The organism is Burkholderia sp. ABCPW 11 (assembly GCF_001523445.1).
Taxonomy (GTDB): Bacteria; Pseudomonadota; Gammaproteobacteria; order Burkholderiales; family Burkholderiaceae; genus Burkholderia.
In genome coordinates, this window is record NZ_LOVM01000046.1 from 375,326 (window position 1) to 395,458 (window position 20,133).

Annotated in this window: 19 protein-coding genes and 1 pseudogene; 10 read left to right on the forward strand and 10 right to left on the reverse strand. The window is 67.4% G+C overall.

The annotated features are described in order from the left end of the window. Window positions 1-2 precede the first annotated feature (2 nt). Complete coding sequence (locus WS61_RS19875; protein ID WP_027781097.1) at window positions 3-494, reverse strand: hypothetical protein; 492 nt, start codon at window positions 492-494, stop codon at window positions 3-5. Window positions 495-870: 376 nt separating this feature from the next. Between WS61_RS19875 and WS61_RS19885 the strand changes: the two genes are divergently transcribed. After that, the gene (locus tag WS61_RS19885) at window positions 871-1,548 is read left to right on the forward strand and encodes a response regulator transcription factor (RefSeq protein WP_059502805.1); all 678 of its coding nucleotides are present in this window, start codon (window positions 871-873) and stop codon (window positions 1,546-1,548) included. 18 nt (window positions 1,549-1,566) lie between these two features. Here the strand turns inward: WS61_RS19885 and WS61_RS19890 are convergent, their stop codons facing one another. Beyond that, a complete protein-coding gene (locus tag WS61_RS19890) occupies window positions 1,567-3,120 on the reverse strand; it encodes a methyl-accepting chemotaxis protein (RefSeq protein WP_059502645.1) in 1,554 nt (517 codons plus the stop codon). A 250-nt stretch (window positions 3,121-3,370) separates the two neighbouring features. On the opposite strand from WS61_RS19890, the gene panE reads away from it, so the two are divergent. The 8 genes from panE to WS61_RS19930 all read left to right on the forward strand — a co-directional run bounded on the left by panE (window position 3,371) and on the right by WS61_RS19930 (window position 12,647). Next, complete coding sequence (gene panE / locus WS61_RS19895) at window positions 3,371-4,318, forward strand: 2-dehydropantoate 2-reductase (RefSeq protein WP_059502647.1); 948 nt, start codon at window positions 3,371-3,373, stop codon at window positions 4,316-4,318. A 263-nt stretch (window positions 4,319-4,581) separates the two neighbouring features. After that, window positions 4,582-5,541: an AraC family transcriptional regulator gene (locus WS61_RS19900; protein WP_059502649.1), complete on the forward strand. Its 960-nt coding sequence runs from the start codon at window positions 4,582-4,584 to the stop codon at window positions 5,539-5,541. A gap of 120 nt (window positions 5,542-5,661) precedes the next feature. Further along, window positions 5,662-6,603: a substrate-binding domain-containing protein gene (locus WS61_RS19905; RefSeq protein WP_059502651.1), complete on the forward strand. Its 942-nt coding sequence runs from the start codon at window positions 5,662-5,664 to the stop codon at window positions 6,601-6,603. Next, window positions 6,522-8,186, forward strand: coding sequence for a sugar ABC transporter ATP-binding protein (locus WS61_RS19910; protein WP_373557126.1), 1,665 nt, complete (start codon window positions 6,522-6,524; stop codon window positions 8,184-8,186). The genes WS61_RS19905 and WS61_RS19910 overlap by 82 nt, the downstream gene beginning before the upstream one ends. Further along, window positions 8,173-9,180 carry an ABC transporter permease gene (locus WS61_RS19915; protein ID WP_059502653.1) on the forward strand — a complete coding sequence of 336 codons (1,008 nt, stop codon included), beginning with the start codon at window positions 8,173-8,175 and terminating at the stop codon, window positions 9,178-9,180. The genes WS61_RS19910 and WS61_RS19915 overlap by 14 nt, the downstream gene beginning before the upstream one ends. Window positions 9,181-9,226: 46 nt before the next feature. Then, a complete protein-coding gene (locus WS61_RS19920) occupies window positions 9,227-10,315 on the forward strand; it encodes an alcohol dehydrogenase catalytic domain-containing protein (protein ID WP_059502655.1) in 1,089 nt (362 codons plus the stop codon). A gap of 29 nt (window positions 10,316-10,344) precedes the next feature. Further along, the gene (locus WS61_RS19925) at window positions 10,345-11,892 is read left to right on the forward strand and encodes an FGGY-family carbohydrate kinase (protein WP_059502657.1); all 1,548 of its coding nucleotides are present in this window, start codon (window positions 10,345-10,347) and stop codon (window positions 11,890-11,892) included. Next, window positions 11,889-12,647 carry an SDR family oxidoreductase gene (locus WS61_RS19930; protein ID WP_059502659.1) on the forward strand — a complete coding sequence of 253 codons (759 nt, stop codon included), beginning with the start codon at window positions 11,889-11,891 and terminating at the stop codon, window positions 12,645-12,647. The genes WS61_RS19925 and WS61_RS19930 overlap by 4 nt, the downstream gene beginning before the upstream one ends. 48 nt (window positions 12,648-12,695) lie before the next feature. Here the strand turns inward: WS61_RS19930 and WS61_RS35270 are convergent, their stop codons facing one another. From WS61_RS35270 to WS61_RS19965, 7 genes are all read right to left on the reverse strand, one after another. Beyond that, window positions 12,696-12,836, reverse strand: coding sequence for a hypothetical protein (locus WS61_RS35270; protein ID WP_175888605.1), 141 nt, complete (start codon window positions 12,834-12,836; stop codon window positions 12,696-12,698). Window positions 12,837-13,008: 172 nt separating this feature from the next. After that, complete coding sequence (locus WS61_RS19935; RefSeq protein ID WP_059502661.1) at window positions 13,009-13,593, reverse strand: NTP transferase domain-containing protein; 585 nt, start codon at window positions 13,591-13,593, stop codon at window positions 13,009-13,011. Window positions 13,594-14,008: 415 nt separating this feature from the next. After that, entirely contained in the window at window positions 14,009-14,404 is a 396-nt protein-coding gene (locus WS61_RS19945; protein ID WP_034206140.1) for a type II toxin-antitoxin system VapC family toxin, read from the reverse strand. Beyond that, window positions 14,401-14,640: a type II toxin-antitoxin system Phd/YefM family antitoxin gene (locus WS61_RS19950; protein WP_034204466.1), complete on the reverse strand. Its 240-nt coding sequence runs from the start codon at window positions 14,638-14,640 to the stop codon at window positions 14,401-14,403. The genes WS61_RS19945 and WS61_RS19950 overlap by 4 nt, the downstream gene beginning before the upstream one ends. An 83-nt stretch (window positions 14,641-14,723) precedes the next feature. Continuing rightward, window positions 14,724-15,407, reverse strand: coding sequence for a Fe2+-dependent dioxygenase (locus tag WS61_RS19955; protein WP_059502662.1), 684 nt, complete (start codon window positions 15,405-15,407; stop codon window positions 14,724-14,726). Further along, a complete protein-coding gene (locus WS61_RS19960; protein ID WP_059502664.1) occupies window positions 15,404-16,159 on the reverse strand; it encodes a tetratricopeptide repeat protein in 756 nt (251 codons plus the stop codon). Before WS61_RS19960 ends, WS61_RS19955 begins: the two co-directional genes overlap by 4 nt. A 3-nt stretch (window positions 16,160-16,162) precedes the next feature. Continuing rightward, window positions 16,163-18,406: a TonB-dependent siderophore receptor gene (locus WS61_RS19965; protein WP_059502666.1), complete on the reverse strand. Its 2,244-nt coding sequence runs from the start codon at window positions 18,404-18,406 to the stop codon at window positions 16,163-16,165. A 196-nt stretch (window positions 18,407-18,602) separates the two neighbouring features. Here WS61_RS19965 and WS61_RS35955 point away from each other — a divergent pair. Continuing rightward, window positions 18,603-18,692: pseudogene (locus WS61_RS35955) on the forward strand (VapC toxin family PIN domain ribonuclease); the annotation flags it as partial. A 133-nt stretch (window positions 18,693-18,825) separates the two neighbouring features. Here WS61_RS35955 and WS61_RS19970 read toward each other — a convergent pair. Next, entirely contained in the window at window positions 18,826-20,121 is a 1,296-nt protein-coding gene (locus tag WS61_RS19970; RefSeq protein WP_059502668.1) for an aspartate carbamoyltransferase, read from the reverse strand. Between the last annotated feature and the right edge of the window lie 12 nt (window positions 20,122-20,133).

The window sequence follows — 20,133 nt, forward strand, 5'->3', positions numbered from 1 at the left end:
CCTCAGGCCGGCCGGTCGAAGCCCGATGCGGCCCAGCGCTCGGCGCTGGCCTTGTTGAGCTTGAACCCGGCCGACACCTTCGCTTCGGCCAGCAGCTCGCCATACGGATCGAACGCCTTGAGCTGCGCATACGGCTCGAACTCGTCGGGCACGATGTCGAGCGTCACCGACACATCCTGTCCGGCTTCGTCCTGCACCGTCACTTCCTTGTGCAGCATCGCGCGCCGCTGCTGTTCGTGACGCATCAGCACTTCGGTCGCGGTCTTCACGAGCGTGCGGAACGCGTTCGCATCCATCGGCTTCGGGTTCTTCTTGTCACGGCCCATGGTCCACGGCCCGACGAGCGCGGGCTCGGACTCGCCGTCCTTGACCATCTCGACGGCCCAGCCGTCGTCGTCTTCGTTCTTGATGATGCGGGCCGTCCAACCGTTGTCGCGCCAGAGGCCGTCTTCGTGGATGGAGGTGTCGTCGGATTGCAGGTCGGAATCGGTCATGAGGAAAGCGGGAGGTCGGGCAAGCCGGCGAAGGGCCGGCGGCGCGCGGCCGGCATCGGCGCGTCGCTCGCCACCGGCGGGCCGGGGTGGCATGCAAACGCGCAATTTTACCCGCTGGCCGGCCGCGCGGCGCGCCACGCCGGCCATCGGGCCGATGCCGCGACGGTCGTCCGCCGGCCGCCGGGCGTTGAACCGGCGCAAATATCAAACCCGTATTACGTCTTCGGCGGCCAATTCGTACGCCGTCCGATATCGCGCGCGCGCATACGTTCATAGAATCGACGTCCAGGCTAAAAATCGCCTGAATGTCCTTTCAACGCCCAACCGGGCGCGCGCGTTCCGCGTGGCGCGGCCGGTGAACCACCAGGAACTCCGCATGAGGAAATTCAATGTTCGCATCGTCTTCGCGTACGACTGGCCATTGACGCTGGCCGGTATCGAGCAGATCGCAGGCGGCGCCTGCGCGATCGAGCTCGCCGCGGTCTACCGGAGCGCGGCAGAACTGGTCGCATCGCTCGGCGGCATCGATTGCGACGTCGTGCTGGTCGACTATGCGATACGCGGCGACGAGCAGATGGATGGCCTCGCGCTGTTCGACTGGCTGCGCCGCACGCGGCCGAACGTCGGGATCGTCGTGCTGGTCGCGAACGAGAACCCGCTGATCTTCCGGTCGATCTTCGCGATCGGCGGCGTGAGTGTCGTCAGCAAGCTCGACGAGGTCGGCCATATCGTCACGGCGATTCATTCGAGCTACAGCGGCGCGACCTACCTGTCGCCGTCGGTGCGTCGCGCGGTCGATGCGCTCGGCACGCGCGGCGACACGCCCGTGAAGCTGTCGGCGCGCGAAATCGAGGTGATTCGCCTGTATCTGTCGGGCGTGCCGATCAAGACGATCGCGCAGCGCCTGAGCAAGGGCAAGCAGACGGTCAGCGCGCAGAAGATCAGCGCGATGAAGAAGCTCGGCGCGAGCAACGACGTCGAGCTGATCCAGCGGGCGGCGGGGCTGGGGCTCGGTAGCGGCGAGGCCGCGCTGCGGGCGGGCAGCGCGGCGTGAGGGTGGGGCGGCGCGCCGTCAAGCCGGCAGCGCGAACCGCGTCACCGCGTCGCGCAGCGCCTCGGCCTGATCGCGCAGCGAATGCGCGGCTGCCGCGGCCTGTTCGACGAGTGCCGCGTTCTGCTGCGTGACCTGATCCATCTCGCCCACCGCGCGGTTGACCTGCTCGATCCCGGCGCTCTGCTCGCGCGATGCGTGGCTGATTTCGTCGAGGATCTCGTTCACGCGCCGTACCGACTGCACGATCTCGGCCATCGTCTCGCCCGCATGCGTGACGAGCGTCGCGCCGTGCTGGACCGTCTCGTTCGACGACACGATCAGCGACTTGATCTCCTTGGCCGCCGTCGCCGAGCGTTGCGCGAGCGAGCGCACTTCGGCCGCGACCACCGCGAAGCCGCGACCCTGTTCGCCTGCGCGCGCCGCTTCCACTGCCGCGTTCAGCGCGAGGATGTTGGTCTGGAACGCGATCCCGTCGATCACGCCGATGATGTCGCCGATCTTGTGCGAGCGGTCGGTGATCTCGTTCATCGTGCGCACGACGTCGTCGACCACCGCACTGCCGCGCGTCGCGACCTGCGCGGCTTGGCCGGCGAGCGACGCGGCCTGCTCGGCGCTGTCCGCGTTCTGCTTCACGTTCGCGGTCATCTCGTCCATGCTCGACGCGGTCTGCACGAGCGCGGCCGCCTGTTGCTCGGTGCGCTGCGACAGGTCCGTGTTGCCGGATGCGATCTCGCTCGCGCCGACGTTGATGTTCTCGGTGCCGGCCCGGACGCGCGACACCATGTCGATCAGCCCGCCCTGCATCGTGTGCAACGCATGCAGCAGGCTGCCGCGATCGTCGTGCTTCACGCTCACGCGGGCAGTCAGGTCGCCCTGCGCGATGCGCCGAGCGGCGTCGAGCGCCGCTTCCAGCTCGCCGCCGAGGCTCGCGCGCACGCTTTTCAGCACCAGCACCATCACGGCCGTCGCGATCGCGCCGAGCACGGCCGTCATCGCGAGCCAGCGGCCGATGCTCGCGAGCACCGCCGAGCGCACGTCGTTCATGTACATGCCGGTCACCAGATACCAGTCCCACGGCGCGAAGCGCTGCACGGCGCTGGTCTTCTCCTGCGGCTTGTCCGCACCCGGTTTCGGCCACAGATATTCGACGAAGCCCTTGCCGCCTTCCGCGTTGCCGGCCTTCACGATCTCGACGAACAGGTGCTTGCCGTTCGGATCGGTGAAATTCGACACGTCCTTGCCGTTGAGCTCGGCCTTGATCGGATGCATCACGATCACCGGCTTCGAATCGTTGACCGAGATATAGCCGTTGGCGCCGTAGCGCATCGCGGCGATCGCCTCGAGCGCCTTCTGCTTCGCATCGGTTTCCGGCATCGCGTTCTGCTGCGACAGCTTGTAGTAATGGTCGGTCACGCTCGCGGCCTGTGCGACCAGCGATGCAAGCTGGTCGCGGCGGTCGGCGATCATCGACGCACGGGTCTGCCATGCGCCCAGCCCGGCGATCACGAGCAGGCCGAGCCACAGGATGACGATCATCGAGGCGAGTTTCTGATTCAGGGAAAGATTGCGCATGGTATGAGGTCGGTCAGTCGAGGAAGCTCGCCGGGACGGCGTGACGGGGTAAGTGTCTTGACGGCGCGCGATGTGCGGCGCTGTAGGCGGGAAATCCCTTAGAAGCGGCTCGTTTCCCGATGCCCGCGACGCGGGCGCGGGCATCTATGCATATGCATAAAAGTGGCCGCTATACTGTCGGGCGATGGTGTATGCGCCACGCCCGCACGGGCCGCGGTGCGACACCGAACCAAACCGAAAGGAGGCAACGATGCGGATTCTGGTAGTAGGGGCCGGCGCGGTCGGCGGATACTTCGGCGGCCGGCTGGCCGCGGCGGGGCGCGACGTGACGTTCCTGGTGCGCGACGGCCGCGCGGCTGCGCTTGCACGCGACGGGCTGCTGATCCGCAGCCCGCGCGGCGACCTGACGCTCGCGAACGTGCAGACCGTGCGCGCGGGCGATGCGGGCGCCGGCGTCGCGCCGTTCGACCTCGTGCTGCTGAGCTGCAAGGCGTACAGCCTCGACGACGCGATTGCGTCGTTCGCGCCGTTTGTCGGCCCGCAGACGCTGATCCTGCCGATGCTCAACGGGATGCGCCACCTCGACGTGCTGCGCGAGCGCTTCGGCGCCGCGCAGGTGCTCGGCGGGCTGTGCGTGATCGCGGCGACGCTCGATCGCGAGCAGCGCATCGTACACCTGAACGACACGCACGGCGTGACGTTCGGCGAGCTTGCCGGCGGCGAATCGCCGCGCGTGCGCGCGGTGGCCGACGTGCTCGGCGGCGCGGGCTTCGACGCGACGCTCAGCGACGATATCGCCGCGCGGATGTGGGAGAAATGGGTGTTCCTCGCGACGCTCGCCGCGAGCACGTCGCTGTTTCGCGGTTCGATCGGCGACATTCTTGCGGCGCCGGACGGCCGCCGCCTGCTCGAAACGATGCTCGCCGAATGCAGCGCGATCGCCGAACACAACGGCCACCGGCCCGACTCGTCGGCCAGCGAGCGGATGCAGCGGATGGTGCTGACGCCGTCGCCGCTGACCGCGTCGATGCTGCGCGATGTCGAGAATCATGCGCGCGTCGAAGCCGATCACGTGATCGGCGACCTGCTCGCGCGGCGCGACCCGCAGGCGGCCGATGCGTTGTCGCTGCTGCGGATCGCGTACAACCACCTGAAGACGTACGAGGCGCGCACGGCGCGCGAGCACGCGGCGGCGTAAGCCAGCGCGGGCGGCCAGCGCGGGCGGCCGTCCGCGCGATTCCGCGCCGCAACAAATTTGCCGTCCGGCGCCGTTTGCGGCCGGATCGCGCAAAAAAGTATCGGAAATCAGGCGTAAAGTTGGTGGAGCCGCGCGCTCGATCGACCTACATTGCTTCCCATGCGACCGGTCCGCATCGCCGCGCGAAACCGCCGGCGGACACGCGAACGAGCCGAACAGGCCGAACAGGCCGGCCAGCGATACATGGGAATGGAGACGCCAACATGATGCACCCCGATCTCGAAGTGGTCGAAGTGCGACGCGACGAGTCGTTCAAGGTCTGGTCGCACGGCTATCCGTATCGCACGATCCGCTGGCATTTCCATCCCGAATTCGAGCTGCACCTGATCGTCGCGACGCACGGCAAGTATTTCGTCGGCGATCACATCGGCTCGTTCGGCCCCGGCCATCTCGTGCTGCTCGGCCCGAACCTGCCGCACAACTGGGTCAGCGACATGGCCGAAGGCGAAACCGTCGAGCGGCGCAATCTCGTGATCCAGTTCGATCCGTCTTTCGTGCGCCGCTGCATGGACGCGTTTCCCGAATGCCGCGACGCGCAGACGCTGCTCGACGATGCGCGGCGCGGGGTCGGCTTCGACGCGGCGACGAGCGCCGCGATCGCCCCGCTGTTCGACGCGTTGCTGACCGCGCGCGGCATGCACCGCATCGCGCTGTTCATGACGATCCTCGAGCGGCTGTGCGGCGCCGCCGAGCGCACGCTGCTCGCGAGCCCCGCATACGACCAGGCCGACGTCACGCCGACGCGGCTCAGTCACGCGCTGTCGTATATCGGCAAGAACCTCGCATCCGAGCTACGCGAATCCGATCTCGCGCAACTGACCGGGCAGAGCGTCAGCGCGTTCTCGCGCGCGTTCCATCGCCACACGGGCATGCCGTTCGTCCAGTACGTGAATCGTCTGCGGATCGAATCCGCATGCCAGATGCTGCTCGCCGACGACGCGAGCATCACCGACGTCTGTTTCCAGGCCGGCTTCAACAACGTGTCGAACTTCAACCGCCAGTTCCGCGCGGTGAAGGGGATGGCGCCGTCCGAATTCCGCGCGCTGCAGCGCCTGAACGCGCGCAGCCGCGAGCTGGCGCTGCATGCGGCGCCCACCGGTAACCCGCTGCCGCCGCGCGTGCTGACGCCCGGCGCACCCGAGCTCGCGCCGCAGCCCGGATGATCGCCGGGCCGCCGCCCGCCCGAGTTTGCTCCGTCGTTTTACCCAGCCGATCGCGTCGCTCACGTCGCGAGGGGCGCATTCATCCACGAAAAAGCCGCACACAATTCAGGAGACACCGTCATGACGCACGCATCGCCCGCTTCATCCTCCCGTCGCGCCGCCCGCCTGGCGGCCGTTGCCGCGCTCGCCGTCGCGGCCCTGCTGCCCGCCGCCGCCCACGCCGCGCCACTGCGGATCGGCATGACGTTCCAGGAGCTGAACAACCCGTATTTCGTGACGATGCAGAAGGCGCTGAACGACGCGGCCGCGTCGATCGGCGCGCAGGTCGTCGTCACCGACGCGCATCACGACGTCAGCAAGCAGGTGAGCGACGTCGAGGACATGCTGCAGAAGAAGATCGACATCCTGCTCGTGAACCCGACCGATTCGACCGGCATCCAGTCGGCGATCACGCAAGCGAAGAAGGCGGGCGCGGTGGTCGTGGCCGTCGATGCGAACGCGAACGGCCCGGTCGATTCGTTCGTCGGTTCGAAGAATTACGACGCGGGCGTGATGTCGTGCGAATACCTTGCGAAGGCGATCGGCGGCAGCGGCGAGGTCGCGATCCTCGACGGCATTCCGGTCGTGCCGATTCTCGAGCGCGTGCGCGGCTGCAAGGCCGGGCTCGCGAAATTCCCGAACGTGAAACTCGTCGACACGCAGAACGGCAAGCAGGAGCGCGCGACCGCGCTGTCGGTCACCGAAAACATGATTTCCGCGCATCCGAACCTGAAGGGCATCTTCAGCGTGAACGACGGCGGCTCGATGGGCGCGCTCGCCGCGATCGAGGGGTCCGGCAAGGACATCAAGCTGACGAGCGTCGATGGCGCGCCCGAGGCGATCGCCGCGATCCAGAAGCCGAATTCGAAGTTCGTCGAGACGACTGCGCAGTTCCCGGCCGACCAGGTGCGCATCGCGCTCGGCATCGCGATCGCGCGCAAGTGGGGCGCGACGGTGCCGAAGGCGATTCCTGTCGACGTGAAGGTCGTCGATCGCGGCAACGCAAAGGGTTTCAGCTGGTGAACGACGTGCGACGCGACGCGAAGGGCGGCGGCGTGGCCGATGCCCTTCGCACGGAGAAGCCGATGGATACGATACTCAGGCTCGGCCACATCACGAAAAGCTTTCCCGGTGTGAAGGCGCTGTCCGACATCGATCTGGAGATCGCGCGCGGCGAGATCCATGCGCTGCTCGGCGAGAACGGCGCCGGAAAATCGACGCTGATGAAGATCCTGTGCGGCATCCACCAGCCGGATGCCGGCACGATCGAGATCGACGGCGCCGCGCGCCATTTCGCGGACTATCACGACGCGGTCGCGGCCGGCGTCGGCATCGTGTTCCAGGAATTCAGCCTGATTCCGCACCTCGATGCCGTCGACAACCTGTTCCTCGGCCGCGAGTTGCGCACGCGCTGGGGGGCGCGCGATCGCAAGCGGATGCGCGCGGCGGCGGCGGCCATCTTCGCGCGGCTCGGCGTGGCGATCGATCTCGATGCGCCGATCCGCGCGCTGTCGGTCGCGCAGCAGCAGTTCGTCGAGATCGGCAAGGCGCTGTCGCTCGACGCGCGCATTCTGATCCTCGACGAACCGACCGCGACGCTCACGCCGGCCGAGGCCGAGCACCTGTTCGCGATCATGCGCGAGCTGAAGCGGCAGGGCGTCGCGATGATCTTCATCTCGCATCACCTCGACGAAATTTTCGCGGTGTGCGACCGCATCACGGTGCTGCGCGACGGCCAGTACGTCGCGACGACCGACGTCGCGCGCACCGACGTCGAGCAACTGGTGCGGATGATGGTCGGCCGCCGGATCGAAAGCAGCTTTCCGCCGAAGCCGGTGCTGCCGGCCGACGCGCCGGTCGTGCTCGACGTCCATGCGCTGCAGATCGAGCGCGACGGCCCGGTGAGCAGCTTCGCGCTTCGCGCCGGCGAGATCCTCGGCTTCGCGGGGCTGGTCGGCTCGGGCCGCACGGAAACCGCGCTCGCGGTGATCGGCGCGACGCGCGCGCATCGCAAGGAACTGCGCGTACGCGGCGCGGCGGCGAAGCTCGCCGATCCGGCCGACGCACTGCGCGCGGGCATCGGCCTCCTGCCGGAAAGCCGCAAGACGGAAGGGCTCGTCACGTCGTTCTCGATTCGCGACAACATCTCGCTGAACAATCTCGGCAAGTACCGGTCGATGCGCTGGCTGATCGACCGGCGCGGCGAGGCGCGTACGACACACGACGTGATGCGGCGCGTCGGCGTGAAGGCGCCGTCGATCCACACCGAGGTCGCGACGCTGTCCGGCGGCAATCAGCAGAAGGTCGTGATCGCGCGCTGGCTGAACCATCACACGTCGGTGCTGATCTTCGACGAGCCGACGCGCGGCATCGACGTCGGCGCGAAAGCCGAAATCTACGGGCTGATGCGCGAACTCACCGCGCGCGGCTACGCCATCATCATGATCTCGTCCGAATTGCCGGAAATCGTCGGCATGTGCGATCGCGTCGCCGTGTTCCGGCAGGGCCGCATCGAGGCGACGCTCGCCGGCGACGAGATCGATCCCGACACGGTCATGACCTATGCCACGGCCGGCACGCGAGGAGCGACCCATGAACCTGCCTGATTCCTCTTCCACGCCTTCCACGACGCTCGCGGCCACGGCCGCCGATGCACCGCCGCCCCGCGCGATGTGGGCCCGGTTGCGCCGCTCGACGCTGTTCTATCCGCTCGTGGGCCTCGTCGTCGTGTGCATCGCGATGATGATCGCGAGCCCGAGCTTCCTGTCCGCCGCGAACCTCGAAAACGTGCTGCGCCAGGTCTCGATCAACGCGATCATCGCGGTCGGCATGACCTGCGTGATCCTGACGGGCGGCATCGACCTGTCGGTCGGATCGGTGATGGCGCTGTCGGGCACGCTCGCGGCCGGGCTGATGGTCGCGGGCGTCAACGCGGCCGCCGCGTTGGCGATCGGCATCGCGGTCGGCCTGGGCTTCGGCTTCCTGAACGGCGTGTTCGTCGCGTTCGCGGGGATGCCGCCGATCATCGTCACGCTCGCGACGATGGGCATCGCGCGCGGCCTCGCGCTGATCTACACGGGCGGCTATCCGATCGACGGGCTGCCCGACTGGGTCGCGTTCTTCGGCAGCGGCAAGGTGCTCGGCATCCAGACGCCGGTGCTGATCATGCTGGCGATCTATGCGATCGCGTGGCTGTTGCTCGACCGGATGCCGTTCGGCCGCTACGTGTACGCGATCGGCGGCAACGAGCAGGCGACGCGGCTCACCGGCGTGCGGGTCGCGCGCGTGAAGCTGATCGTCTACACGCTGGCCGGCGTCACGTCGGCGCTCGCCGCGATCGTGCTGACCGGGCGTCTGATGAGCGGGCAGCCGAACGCCGGCGTGGGCTTCGAGCTCGACGCGATCGCGGCCGTCGTGATGGGCGGCACGTCGATCTCCGGCGGGCGCGGCGCGATCCTCGGCACGCTCGTCGGGGCGCTGCTGCTCGGCGTGCTCAACAACGGGCTCAACATGATCGGCGTGAACCCGTACGTGCAGAACGTGATCAAGGGCGGAATCATCCTGCTCGCGATCTACATCAGCCGCGAGCGATCGCGGTAACGATCGATCCATCGGTTATCCGAATCAATTGAAAAAGAGACAACTCATGACGACACCCGAAGCCCAGCCGCGCATGACCGCGGTCGTCTGCCACGGCCCCGAGGACTATCGCGTCGAACAGGTCGCGAAGCCGCACCCCGGGACGAACGAGCTCGTGATCCGCATCGCCGCTTGCGGCATCTGCGCGAGCGACTGCAAGTGCTATACCGGCGCCAAGATGTTCTGGGGCGGACCGAGCCCGTGGGTGAAGGCGCCGGTGATCCCCGGCCACGAATTCTTCGGCCATGTCGAAGCGCTCGGCGACGGCGCGGCCGAGCATTTCGGCGTGGCGATGGGCGATCGCGTGATCGCCGAGCAGATCGTGCCGTGCGGCAAGTGTCGCTATTGCAAGTCGGGCCAGTACTGGATGTGCGAGGTGCACAACATCTTCGGCTTCCAGCGCGAAGTCGCCGACGGCGGAATGGCCGAGTACATGCGCATTCCGCCGACCGCGATCGTCCACAAGATCCCGCTTGGCGTATCGCTCGAGGATGCGGCGATCATCGAGCCGCTGTCGTGCGCGATCCATACGGTGAACCGCGGCGACGTCCAGCTCGACGACGTCGTCGTGATCGCGGGCGCGGGCCCGCTCGGGCTGATGATGACGCAGGTCGCGCACCTGAAGACGCCGAAGAAGCTCGTCGTGATCGACCTGATCGACGAACGGCTCGAACTCGCGCGGCAGTACGGCGCCGACGTGACGATCAACCCGCGGCGCGACGATGCGCGCGAGATCGTCCGCGCCCTTACCGACGGCTACGGTTGCGACGTCTACATCGAGACGACCGGCGCGCCGGTCGGCGTGAACCAGGGGCTCGACCTGATCCGCAAGCTCGGCCGCTTCGTCGAATTCAGCGTGTTCGGCGAGGATGCGACCGTCGACTGGTCGATCATCGGCGATCGCAAGGAGCTCGACGTGCGCGGTGCGCATCTCGGGCCATACTGCTATCCGGTCGCGATCGACCTGCTCGCGCGCGGGCTCGTCACGTCGAAGGGCATCGTCACGCACGGCTTCGCGCTTGAGGACTGGGACGATGCGATCCGCGTCGCGAAATCGCCCGAATCGATCAAGGTGCTGCTGAAGCCGGCCCGCTGACGGCCGGCGCGCGCCTCACCGGAGACATCATGGAATACGTCATAGGCGTCGACATCGGCACGCAGAGCACCAAGGCGCTGCTGGTCGACCGGCACGGCACGATCGTCGCGCGGCGCTCGGCCGGCTACCAGCCCGATACGCCGCGCCCGCTGTGGGCCGAGCAGTGGCCGCAGGTGTGGTTCGACGCGGTGCTCGACTGCATCGCCGGCTGCGTGAGCGATGCGCGCGCGCAGGGCGTGCCGGCCGATGCGATCCGTGCGGTGTGCGTGAGCAGCCTGTACGGCGGCTCGGGCATCCCGGTCGACATCGACATGCGGCCGTTGCATCCGTGCCTGATCTGGATGGACCGGCGCGCGACCGCGGAAGTCGACTGGGTCAACGAGCACGTGAATGTCGAGCGGCTGCGCGTGATCACCGGCAACGGCGTCGACAGCTACTACGGGTTCACCAAGATGCTGTGGCTGCGCGACCGGCGGCCGGACGTATGGGCGAACGTGCGCTACTTCCTGCCGCCGAATGCATACGTGATCTACCTGCTGACCGGCGAAGTGGCGGTCGATCACAGTTCGGCCGGCAATATCGGCGGCGTGTACGACGTCGCACGCCGCGAATGGTCCGACGACGCGCTCGACATGCTCGGCATTCCGGCGACGATGATGCCGGAACGGCTGGTCGATTCGACGGACATCGTCGGCGGTCTGCTGTCGCAATGGACCGCGCAACTCGGGCTGCCGGCCGGCACGCCCGTCGTCGCGGGCGGCGTCGATGCGGCGGTGGCGACCTTCGCGGCCGGCGCGACGCGTGCCGGGCAGCACGTCGCGATGATCGGCACCAGCATGTGCTGGGGCTACGTGAACCGGCACGTCGATGCGCGGCATGGCCTCGTCAGCATGCCGCACGTGTTCGACGGGCAGCGCGACCTGTACGTGTTTGGCGGTGCGATCACGGCCGGCGCGTCGGTCGCGTGGTTTCGCGATCAGTTCTGCCATGCGGAAGTCGATGCGGCGCGCCTGCTGCCGCACGGCGATCCGCATGCGCTGCTCGAGGAGGCGGCCGAATGTGTGCCGGCCGGCGCCGACGGCGTGCTGTTCCTGCCGTATCTGATGGGCGAGCGCAGCCCGGTGTGGGATGCGAAGGCGAGCGGCGCGTTCGTCGGGCTGAGTCTCGCGCATACGCGTGCGCATCTTTATCGTGCGGTGCTCGAAGGCGTCGCGTTCGCGTTGCGCCACAACATCGAGGCTGGCCGCCGTGGCGCGGTGACGCTGGACGATCGATTGATCGTCGTCGGCGGCGCCGCGCATTCGGCGCTGTGGATGCAGATCATCGCGGACGTGACGGGTTTCCCGGTATGGACGATCGAGCAGGACGTCGAAGCTGCGATGGGGGCTGCGCTGCTTGCGGGTGTCGGAGCAGGGCTCGTGTCGCGCGACGACGCGCAGGGCGGCTGGGTCACGCTCGTCGAGCGCGCACGGCCCGATGCCGACCGCGCGAAAACGTACGACGCGCGTTTTTCGCTGTACACGGCGCTGTATCCGGCACTCAAGCCGATCATGCACGGGTTGGGCACACCATCATGAACACACGATTCGATTTCGGCGGGTCAACGGTGCTCGTCACGGGCGCATCGAGCGGAATCGGCCGCGCGTGCGCGGTCGCGCTGGCGCACGCCGGCGCGCGCGTCGTCGCGGCGGGGCGCGACATGGCCGCGCTCGACATGCTCGCCGGCGAGATTGCGTGCGAGACGTTGCGCATGGATGTCGGCGAGGACGAACGCGCGATCGATGCCGCACTCGCTGCATACGACGCGTTCGACGGCCTGGTCAATTGCGCGGGGATCGCGTCGCTCGAACCGGCGCTCGATGTCGGCGCCGCGCATTTCGATCGCGTGATGGCCGTCAATGCGCGCGGCGCGGCGCTCGTCGCGCGAGCCGTGGCCCGAAAGATGATCGAGCGCGACGCACGCGGCGCGGCGCACGCCCGGGGCAGCATCGTCAACGTGTCGAGTCAGGCCGCGCTCGTCGGCCTGCCCGCGCATCTGAGCTATTGCGCGTCGAAGGCGGCGATGGACGCGATCACGCGCGTGCTGTGCATCGAGCTCGGGCCGCACGGCATTCGTGTGAACAGCGTGAACCCCACCGTCACGCTCACGCCGATGGCGCAGTTCGCATGGAGCGACCCGGAGAAGCGGGCGCCGATGCTGGCCGCGATTCCGCTCGGCCGATTCGCGGAGCCGGACGAAGTCGTCGAACCGATCCTGTTTTTGCTGAGCGATGCGGCGTCGATGATCAGCGGCGTGTCGCTGCCGATCGACGGCGGCTATACGGCACGCTAGACCGCAGTCGCGCGAGGAGCGGGTCGCGTTCGCAAAGCGGCCGGCGCGCTAGACCGGATCCTTGCTCGGCGGTTCGTCCGGCTGCTGCGGGTTGTCGTGATGACCGGGCGGCGACGAGAACGGATCGTTTTCCGGATCGCGGTTCGGGTCGGCAGGTGGCTCGGGCGTCGGGGTCGTGTGATCGCTCATGGAGAACTCGCGCGGTGCGTGACGGCGGTGGCGCGGCGGACGCGCCTCGTCTCCGTTATAGCCAATCGGGCGCGGGTTTGCAGCGGGATTCTTGCGGCGGGTGGTCGATCGTCGCGGAAATCCGCCGATCGGCGGGGTTCGTGCGGGAACGTGCGGGCCTGCGCAATCGACGTCAGCGCAAATCCGCGGGTGTATCGATGTCGCGCAGGATGCCGGGGTCGTCGACGTCGAGCAGTGTCACCGGTGCATTGGCGAACAGCGCGCGGGCGCCCGTGTCGCCGTCGAGGGCGGCGAGCGCATCGAAATGGTGCGCGGCGAAACCGACCGGATGGCCGCGCACGCCGCGATGCGCGGGCGCGACGATCGACGCGTGGTCGGCTTCGAGCGCGCGTGCGACCGTTTCGTAAGTGGACGCCGCGATCCATGGCATGTCGCCGAGCGCGACGAGCCAGCCGCTCGCGTCGGGCGTGGTGCGGACGCCGGCCGCGAGGCTCGCGCCCATGCCGCGCAACGCGTCGGGTGCATAAACGACCTGGCAGCCGGCTTCGTTCAGCAAAATCGCAAGCTTTTCGGCGCCGGGACGCACGACGGCGATCACGTCGGCGGTGGCGGCCGCGAGACGGCGGGCGGCGGCGACCGCCACCGGCGTGCCGTCGGGAAGCCGAGCGAGCAGCTTGCTGTGCAGGCCGCTCGGGTCGAAGCGTTGACCAAGGCCGCCGGCGAGCAGGACGCCGGTGGCGAGTGACGCATAGGACATCGGCGCGAGGGGAGTGAGGCAGGTGCTGCGATTGTGCGGGAGCACACGCGGATCGGCAAGTGAGGATGTTACCGGGTCACGCGTGTCGGATCGGGAAAACCGTCATCGCGACGATACGTCGAGCATGCTTTCGTCGACAGGAGCGTAAATTGCGTGCGATTCGTTCTGCATGACGGCCCAATGGCGATCGCCGAACGAGAGATCGACGAACCGTTCGTGCGACGCCCGCAGGGCGATCGACCGGACGGCGGCATCGGAGAGCGGTATCACGGTAGCGGGCCAATGGCACGAGGACGGTTGCGGGCCACGCACCGATATCGAGAGGGGCGGCCGCGGTCGTTTGGTCAGACGAATCGCCAATATGCTGGAGTCTGGCGGAAGGTGCGCCGCGGTTCGACCCGCGGGCGGGCAACGCTCACCAGAGCGTCTTGACGTGCGCGTACGCGCGGATTTTTTCGTCGCGGGTGACGAGCGGCGCGCCGAGCCGCCGCGCGGTCGCGACGATCATGCGATCGGCCGGATCCTTGTGGAACGTGCCGGGTAGATCGGTGGATTTCGCGGCGATGTCGGCATCGACCGGCACGAAGCGCATGCCGTCGATCTGCGCGACGGTGGCGAGCCATGCGTCGACATCCATCGTCAGTGCGAGGCGGTCGTTGCGCACCAGCATCGCAATTTCCCACGCGGAGATGGCGGATGCGGCGAGCGCGCCTTCGCTCCGTGCACGATCGATCGCGCTTCGCGCCTTCCTGCTGAGCGCCGGGTCGCCCGCTACCCACCACACCAATGCATGTGTATCCAGCACGATCACCGCGACGCCTCCCAATCATCTTCCGCAATCGGATCGAGAGGATTGTCGTAGCGCATGACCGAACCGCGCAATATGTCCAACGGTTGAGTTTCGCGCGAGCGATACGGCCGGATCTCGAGCGTCGGTTTGCCGTGGTCGGTGACGATCAGGCTCTCGCCCGACGCCTCGACGAGCCGGAAGTATTCGAGTGCGCGAGCCTTGAATTCGGATTTCGATACGGGAGCGTGCGGCATCATGATATGAGCATGGTCATTTGACGATGGTCATTTTAGACCTGCTTTTCGACGCGGCGCAAGCGCCGGGGCGTGACCGGCTCGCGCTACGCGTCCGCCCACTTCCTCAACAGGTTGTGATAAATCCCGGTCAATGAAATGACCATCGGATCCTTCGCCCCTTTTTCGGCGGAAAGCGCCTGAATCTGCGTATCGAGCTGAAACAGCAGCGTGCGGTCGCCATCGTCGCGCACCATGCTCTGGATCCAGAAGAACGACGCGACGCGTTCACCTCGCGTCACCGGCGTCACGTGATGCAGGCTCGACGCCGGATACAGCACGAGATCGCCCGCCGGCAGCTTCGCGCGATGCACGCCGTACGTGTCTTCCACGCACAGCTCGCCGCCGTCGTACGCTTCGGGCTCCTCGAGAAACAGCGTCGCCGACAGGTCGCTGCGCACGCGGAAATCCGTGCCGCGCAGCAGCCGGATCGCGTTGTCCACGTGCGTGCCGAACGCTTCGCCGCCTTCATAGCGATTGAACAGCGGCGGAAACACCTTGAGCGGCAGCGCCGCCGAAAAGAACAGCGGATGGCGCGCGAGCGCGTCCTGGATCGCGTCGCCCACCGCGCGCGCGGCCGGCGAGCCTTCCGGCAATTGCCGGTTGCGTTTCGCGAGCGCCGACTGCGCGCCGGACGTCGCGTTTCCGTCGACCCATTCGGCGGCATCGAGCAGGTCGCGGCATTGCGCGACTTGCGCTCGAGTCAGTACGCCGGGGATGTGAAGCATCATGGTGCGGATTCCATTGCGTGCGGCGCCAGTTGCACGGCCGCCGCCCGAAAAGCGTCGACCGGCGACGAAACGAGATACGCACGCATCTTCGCGATGAACGCGGGTGTCGCGGTGGCCGGCACGCGCGCGAGCCAGACGAGCGCTTCGTCGACGCGCCCGCGCTCGGCGAGCAGCCGCGCATAGTTGAACTGGCCGCGGAAGTCGCCGGCAACGGCGGCGCGGCGATAGTGGTCGAACGCGGCGTCGGTGTCGACGGGTACGACCCAGCCGTCTTCGTAGAAGCCGCCGATCAGGTTGATCGATTTCGCATGGCCGAGCGCGGCCGCGCGGCGGAACCAGTCGAGTGCGTCGGCGCGGTTTTCGTCGACGCCGTTGCCGAGCGCAAGGGCAGTCGCGTAGTTGTACATGCCCCAGTCGAGGCCCGCGTGTGCGGCGAGCCGGTACCAGTACACGGCGACCGGCGCGCACGCGGCCGTGCCCCAGCCGAACTCGTAGCAGCGTCCGAGCATGTTCATCGCCATCGGGTGGCCGGCTCGCGCCGCGTGCCGGAACCAGCTGAATGCGGCGGCCGGATCGCGTGCGACGCCGTGCCCGTCGAGCAGGTATTGCCCATAGACGGCCTGCGCGTCGACGATGCCGTGGTCGGCCGCTGCCGCGACCCACGCGGCGGCGCGCTCGGGCGGACCGGCCAGGATGTCGGCGAACGCGCGCGGCGATACCGACGCGAGCGCCTTCAGCGATACGGCTTGCATCGATCAGTAGCGCGCGTTCAGCGTGACGAACGCCGAGCGGCCCGGGGCGATCGACGCATAGTGCGCCGGATACGCCTGATCGAAGTAGGTGCGGTTGAACAGGTTGTTCACGTTCAGTTGCAGGTCGAGCTTCTTGTTGATCCGGTACTGCGCCATCGCGTCGAAGCGCCAGTACGACGGCACGGCGCGCAGGTTCGCGGGATCGCCGAACACTTCCGACATGTAGAACGCGCCGCCGCCGACCGTGAACTTCGGCGTGACGTCGTAGTTCGACCACATCGTGAGGCTGTGCTTCGGCGTGTTCGGGAAGCGGTTGCCGTTGTTCGCGGCGTCCTTGCCGTTGTCGCGCAGCGCGCTCTTCATGTACGTATAGCCGCCGAACACCTGCCACTGCTTCGTGATCTGGCCGGCGAGGCCGAGCTCGAGGCCCTGCACGCGCTTGTTGCCGACCATCGCGTACTGATTGTTCGGCAGCGTCACGCGTGCGTTCGTCGTATCGATCTGGAACAGCGCGGCCGTCAGCGACAGCTTGTCGTTCAGCACGTTCCACTTCGTGCCGAGCTCGATGCTGCGGTTCTTCTCGGGCGCCATCTGGTCGGCGTTCGGCCCGACGCCGCCGCGGCCCGGTGTGAGCGACTGCGTTTCGCTGCCTTCGCCGAGCAGCATGCCGGCGGGCGTCGACGACGTCGCATACGACGCGTAGATACTGCCGTTCCGCGCCGGCTTGAATACGAGGCCGGCCTGCCAGTTGAACAGCGTGTCGTCGCGCGTATAGGTCTTGCCGCCGTTGGCCTTGGTATCGGTGAAGCGGGTCGAGTAGTCGTCGACGCGTACGCCGGCGTTCACCTGCCAGCGCGGCGTGAGCTCGATCGTGTCGAAGCCGTAGATCGACTTCGTCGTCGTGCGCGCATGCGCGTAGTCGTTGTTGCGCGTGATCGAACCGGCCCACGGGTCGTTCGGATTCGGCGACCAGAGGCTCGTGCAGTTGTAGCCCGACGGCGCGCCGATGCCTTTCTGGCAGATCGTGCCCTTGTCGGTCGCGACCGTGTACGAATCGCGCTTGCCCCATTCGCGCGACAGCTCGATACCCGTCGTGAAGCTGTGCTTGAACGGGCCCGTACGGAATTCGCCGAACAGCTCGGTCAGGTTCGCGAGGCTGTTGATCGAGCTGTTGCGGTTGTTGTTGCGGCGCCAGACCTTGCCGTTCACCACGTTGCCCTGGCTGTCGTCCGGCTGCGTCCAGATGTAGTCCTGCGTCGATTCCGTGTAGCGCGTGGTGTTGCGCACCGTGAGGTTCGGCGTGATGTCGTGCTCGATCTTGATCGTGCTGATGTCCGACGTGGTCTTGCGGAAGTCGCGGTCGACCAGGCCGTAGAAGTTGTGGCGATCGACCGGCGCCGGATAGATCGTGCCGACGTTCGCGGGCTTGTTCGACGTCGTGTAGAAGTACGGGATCCCGCCGTCGGGCATGTCGTCCGTCTGCAGGTGGTAGTAGCTCGCGGTCACGCGCGTCGGCGTGCCGAGGCCGAACGCGATCGACGGCGCGACACCCCAGCGCTCGTTGTTGACGGCGTCGCGGCCGGCGACGTCGTTGTTGTGGCTCATCAGGTTCAGGCGGAACGCGGCGTGATCGGCGAACTGCCAGTTGCCGTCGGCGGTGAAGCGGCGATAGCGGTCGGTGCCGAGGCCCGCGCTCGCGGCGGCCGTCGTGCCGAGATGCGGGGCCTTCGTGATCAGGTTGATGCTGCCGCCGGCGCCGCCGCGGCCGCCGTATGCGCCATCGGAACCCTTGGTGATCTCGACGCGTTCGGTGTTGAAGATCTCGCGCGTGGTGGCGCCCGTGTCGCGCATGCCGTCGACGAACATGCTGCCCTGCGTGTCGTAGCCGCGGATGAATGGACGGTCGCCGAGCGGGTTGCCGCCTTCGCCGGCGCCGAACGTGATGCCCGGCACCGTGCGCAGCGCTTCGGTCAGCGTTGCCGCGCCGCTGCTCTGGATCAGTTCCTGCGGGATCACGGTGACGGATTTCGGCGTGTCGACGAGCGGCGCGGTGAATTTCGCGGAAGCGGAAAAGTCGGCCTTGTAGCTGTGCTCGGTCTTGCCCTGGATCTCGATCGGCGCGAGGTGGCCTTCGGTGCTGGCGGGCGCCGCGGGCGGCGTGCCGTCGGCAAACGCGGGGCTCGCGGCGAGCACGCTGCACAGGGTGGTGAATTTACCGAGCTTCAGCTCGTCGGGACGGGACTTCATGGTGCGCTTCGACCTCGCGGTGTGGCCCCGGCACTGCGGAAATGTGCATGCCGCCGGGAATTATTACGATTTGTTTTCAGGCGGCATTCTATGTAATTTTTGTTTGAATGAGAAGCGTTCTTGTTAGCGTTTGTAAGGGAATGGTTGACGAATGTTGCGGAGGGATGGCGGCGGTTGGCCGGCGGGAAACGACCGATCAGCCCACGCGAACGGCCCGATCGTCGCCACGCGAGACGTCGCGCCGTTCGCCGCGGCGGGGCTTCGAGCGATCGATCCGTGGGTGCGGCAGCGTCCGGTTGCAGCCTCCATAAATCGCGCCGAAATGAAAAACGCGCCGTGCAATGCGGCGCGTGTCGAATCGGGCAAGCGTGCCCGCTGCCCCAGGCAATGGCAGGCGGGCGCGGCACTCCGGTGCGGCGTCAGTCGATTCCGTGAAACACCGCATCCTCCGGCCCGAGGTATGCCGGCGGGCGCCACGTCGCGTCGCGCATCGAATGCTGGACGAGATTCTCGACGCCGAGCAATACCGCGAAGATCGCCATTCGCACCGGAATGCCGTTGTCGGTCTGCCGGAAGATCGCGAGACGCGGGTCGCGGTTCAGGTCGACCGACAGGTCGTTCGCGCCCGGCCGGCTGTCGCGCGGCAGCGGGTGCATGATCAGCGTGTCGGGCTTGCACACCGAGTCGACGAGCGCCTGGTTGATCTGGAAATCCGGCGTGTAGCCTTCGAACGACTCGTCGGTGAAGCGCTCCTTCTGGATCCGCGTCGCATAGACGACATCCGCGCCGCGCAGGCCGGCCGCGAGGTCGGTCGTCTGCTCGACCACATGGCCATTCGTCGAGATCTGGTCGACGATGTACGCCGGCATTTCGAGCGTCGGCGGCGACACGAGCGTGAACTTCAGCCCGCGGTACAGCGCGAGCAACTTGACGAGCGAGTGCACGGTGCGGCCGTACTTCAGGTCGCCGACCAGCGCGATGTGCGCGCCGTCGACGATCTTGCCGAGCCGCGAAAACTCGCGCTGGATCGTATAGAGGTCGAGCAGCGCCTGGCTCGGGTGCTCGCCGGGGCCGTCGCCGCCGTTGATCACCGGCAGGTTGGTCGCACGCGCGAATTCGGCCACCGAGCCTTTTTCCGGATGGCGGATCACGAGCGCGTCGACGTAGCCGGCCATCACGCGGCTCGTGTCGTAGATCGATTCGCCCTTGGCCATCGACGAGAACGTGAAGCCCGTCGTATCGCACACCGAGCCGCCGAGCCGGCAGAAGGCCGCGCCGAACGACACGCGCGTGCGCGTGCTGGCTTCGAAGAACAGGTTGCCGAGCACGGCGCCTTCGAGCACCCGCGAAATCTTGTGGCGTCGCGCGATGGGCTGCATGACATCGGCCACGCGGAACAGCGCCTCGACCGAATCCCGCGAGAACTGGTCGACCGAGATCAATTGCGGCTTGCCTTCGAACAGGAATTGCTTCGCGAGCCCTTGTTTGTCTACGCTTTGCGTATAGTTCTCGCCGTCGGGCGCCGAGCGTTCGACGATTTCCGACACGAAACGCTCGACGATCTCCGGCATGCCGCGCGATTCCTGCGAATCGTCCGGAAGCAGCCAGGTATCCAGTGCGCGCCGGCTGACGCCGATGCGATTCGCGAATGCCTCGCGGGTCATGTTGAGGCGGCGCATCGCGTCGCGGAGGAAGGCTTGCTGGGGAACGGTCATCGGCGGCTCCTA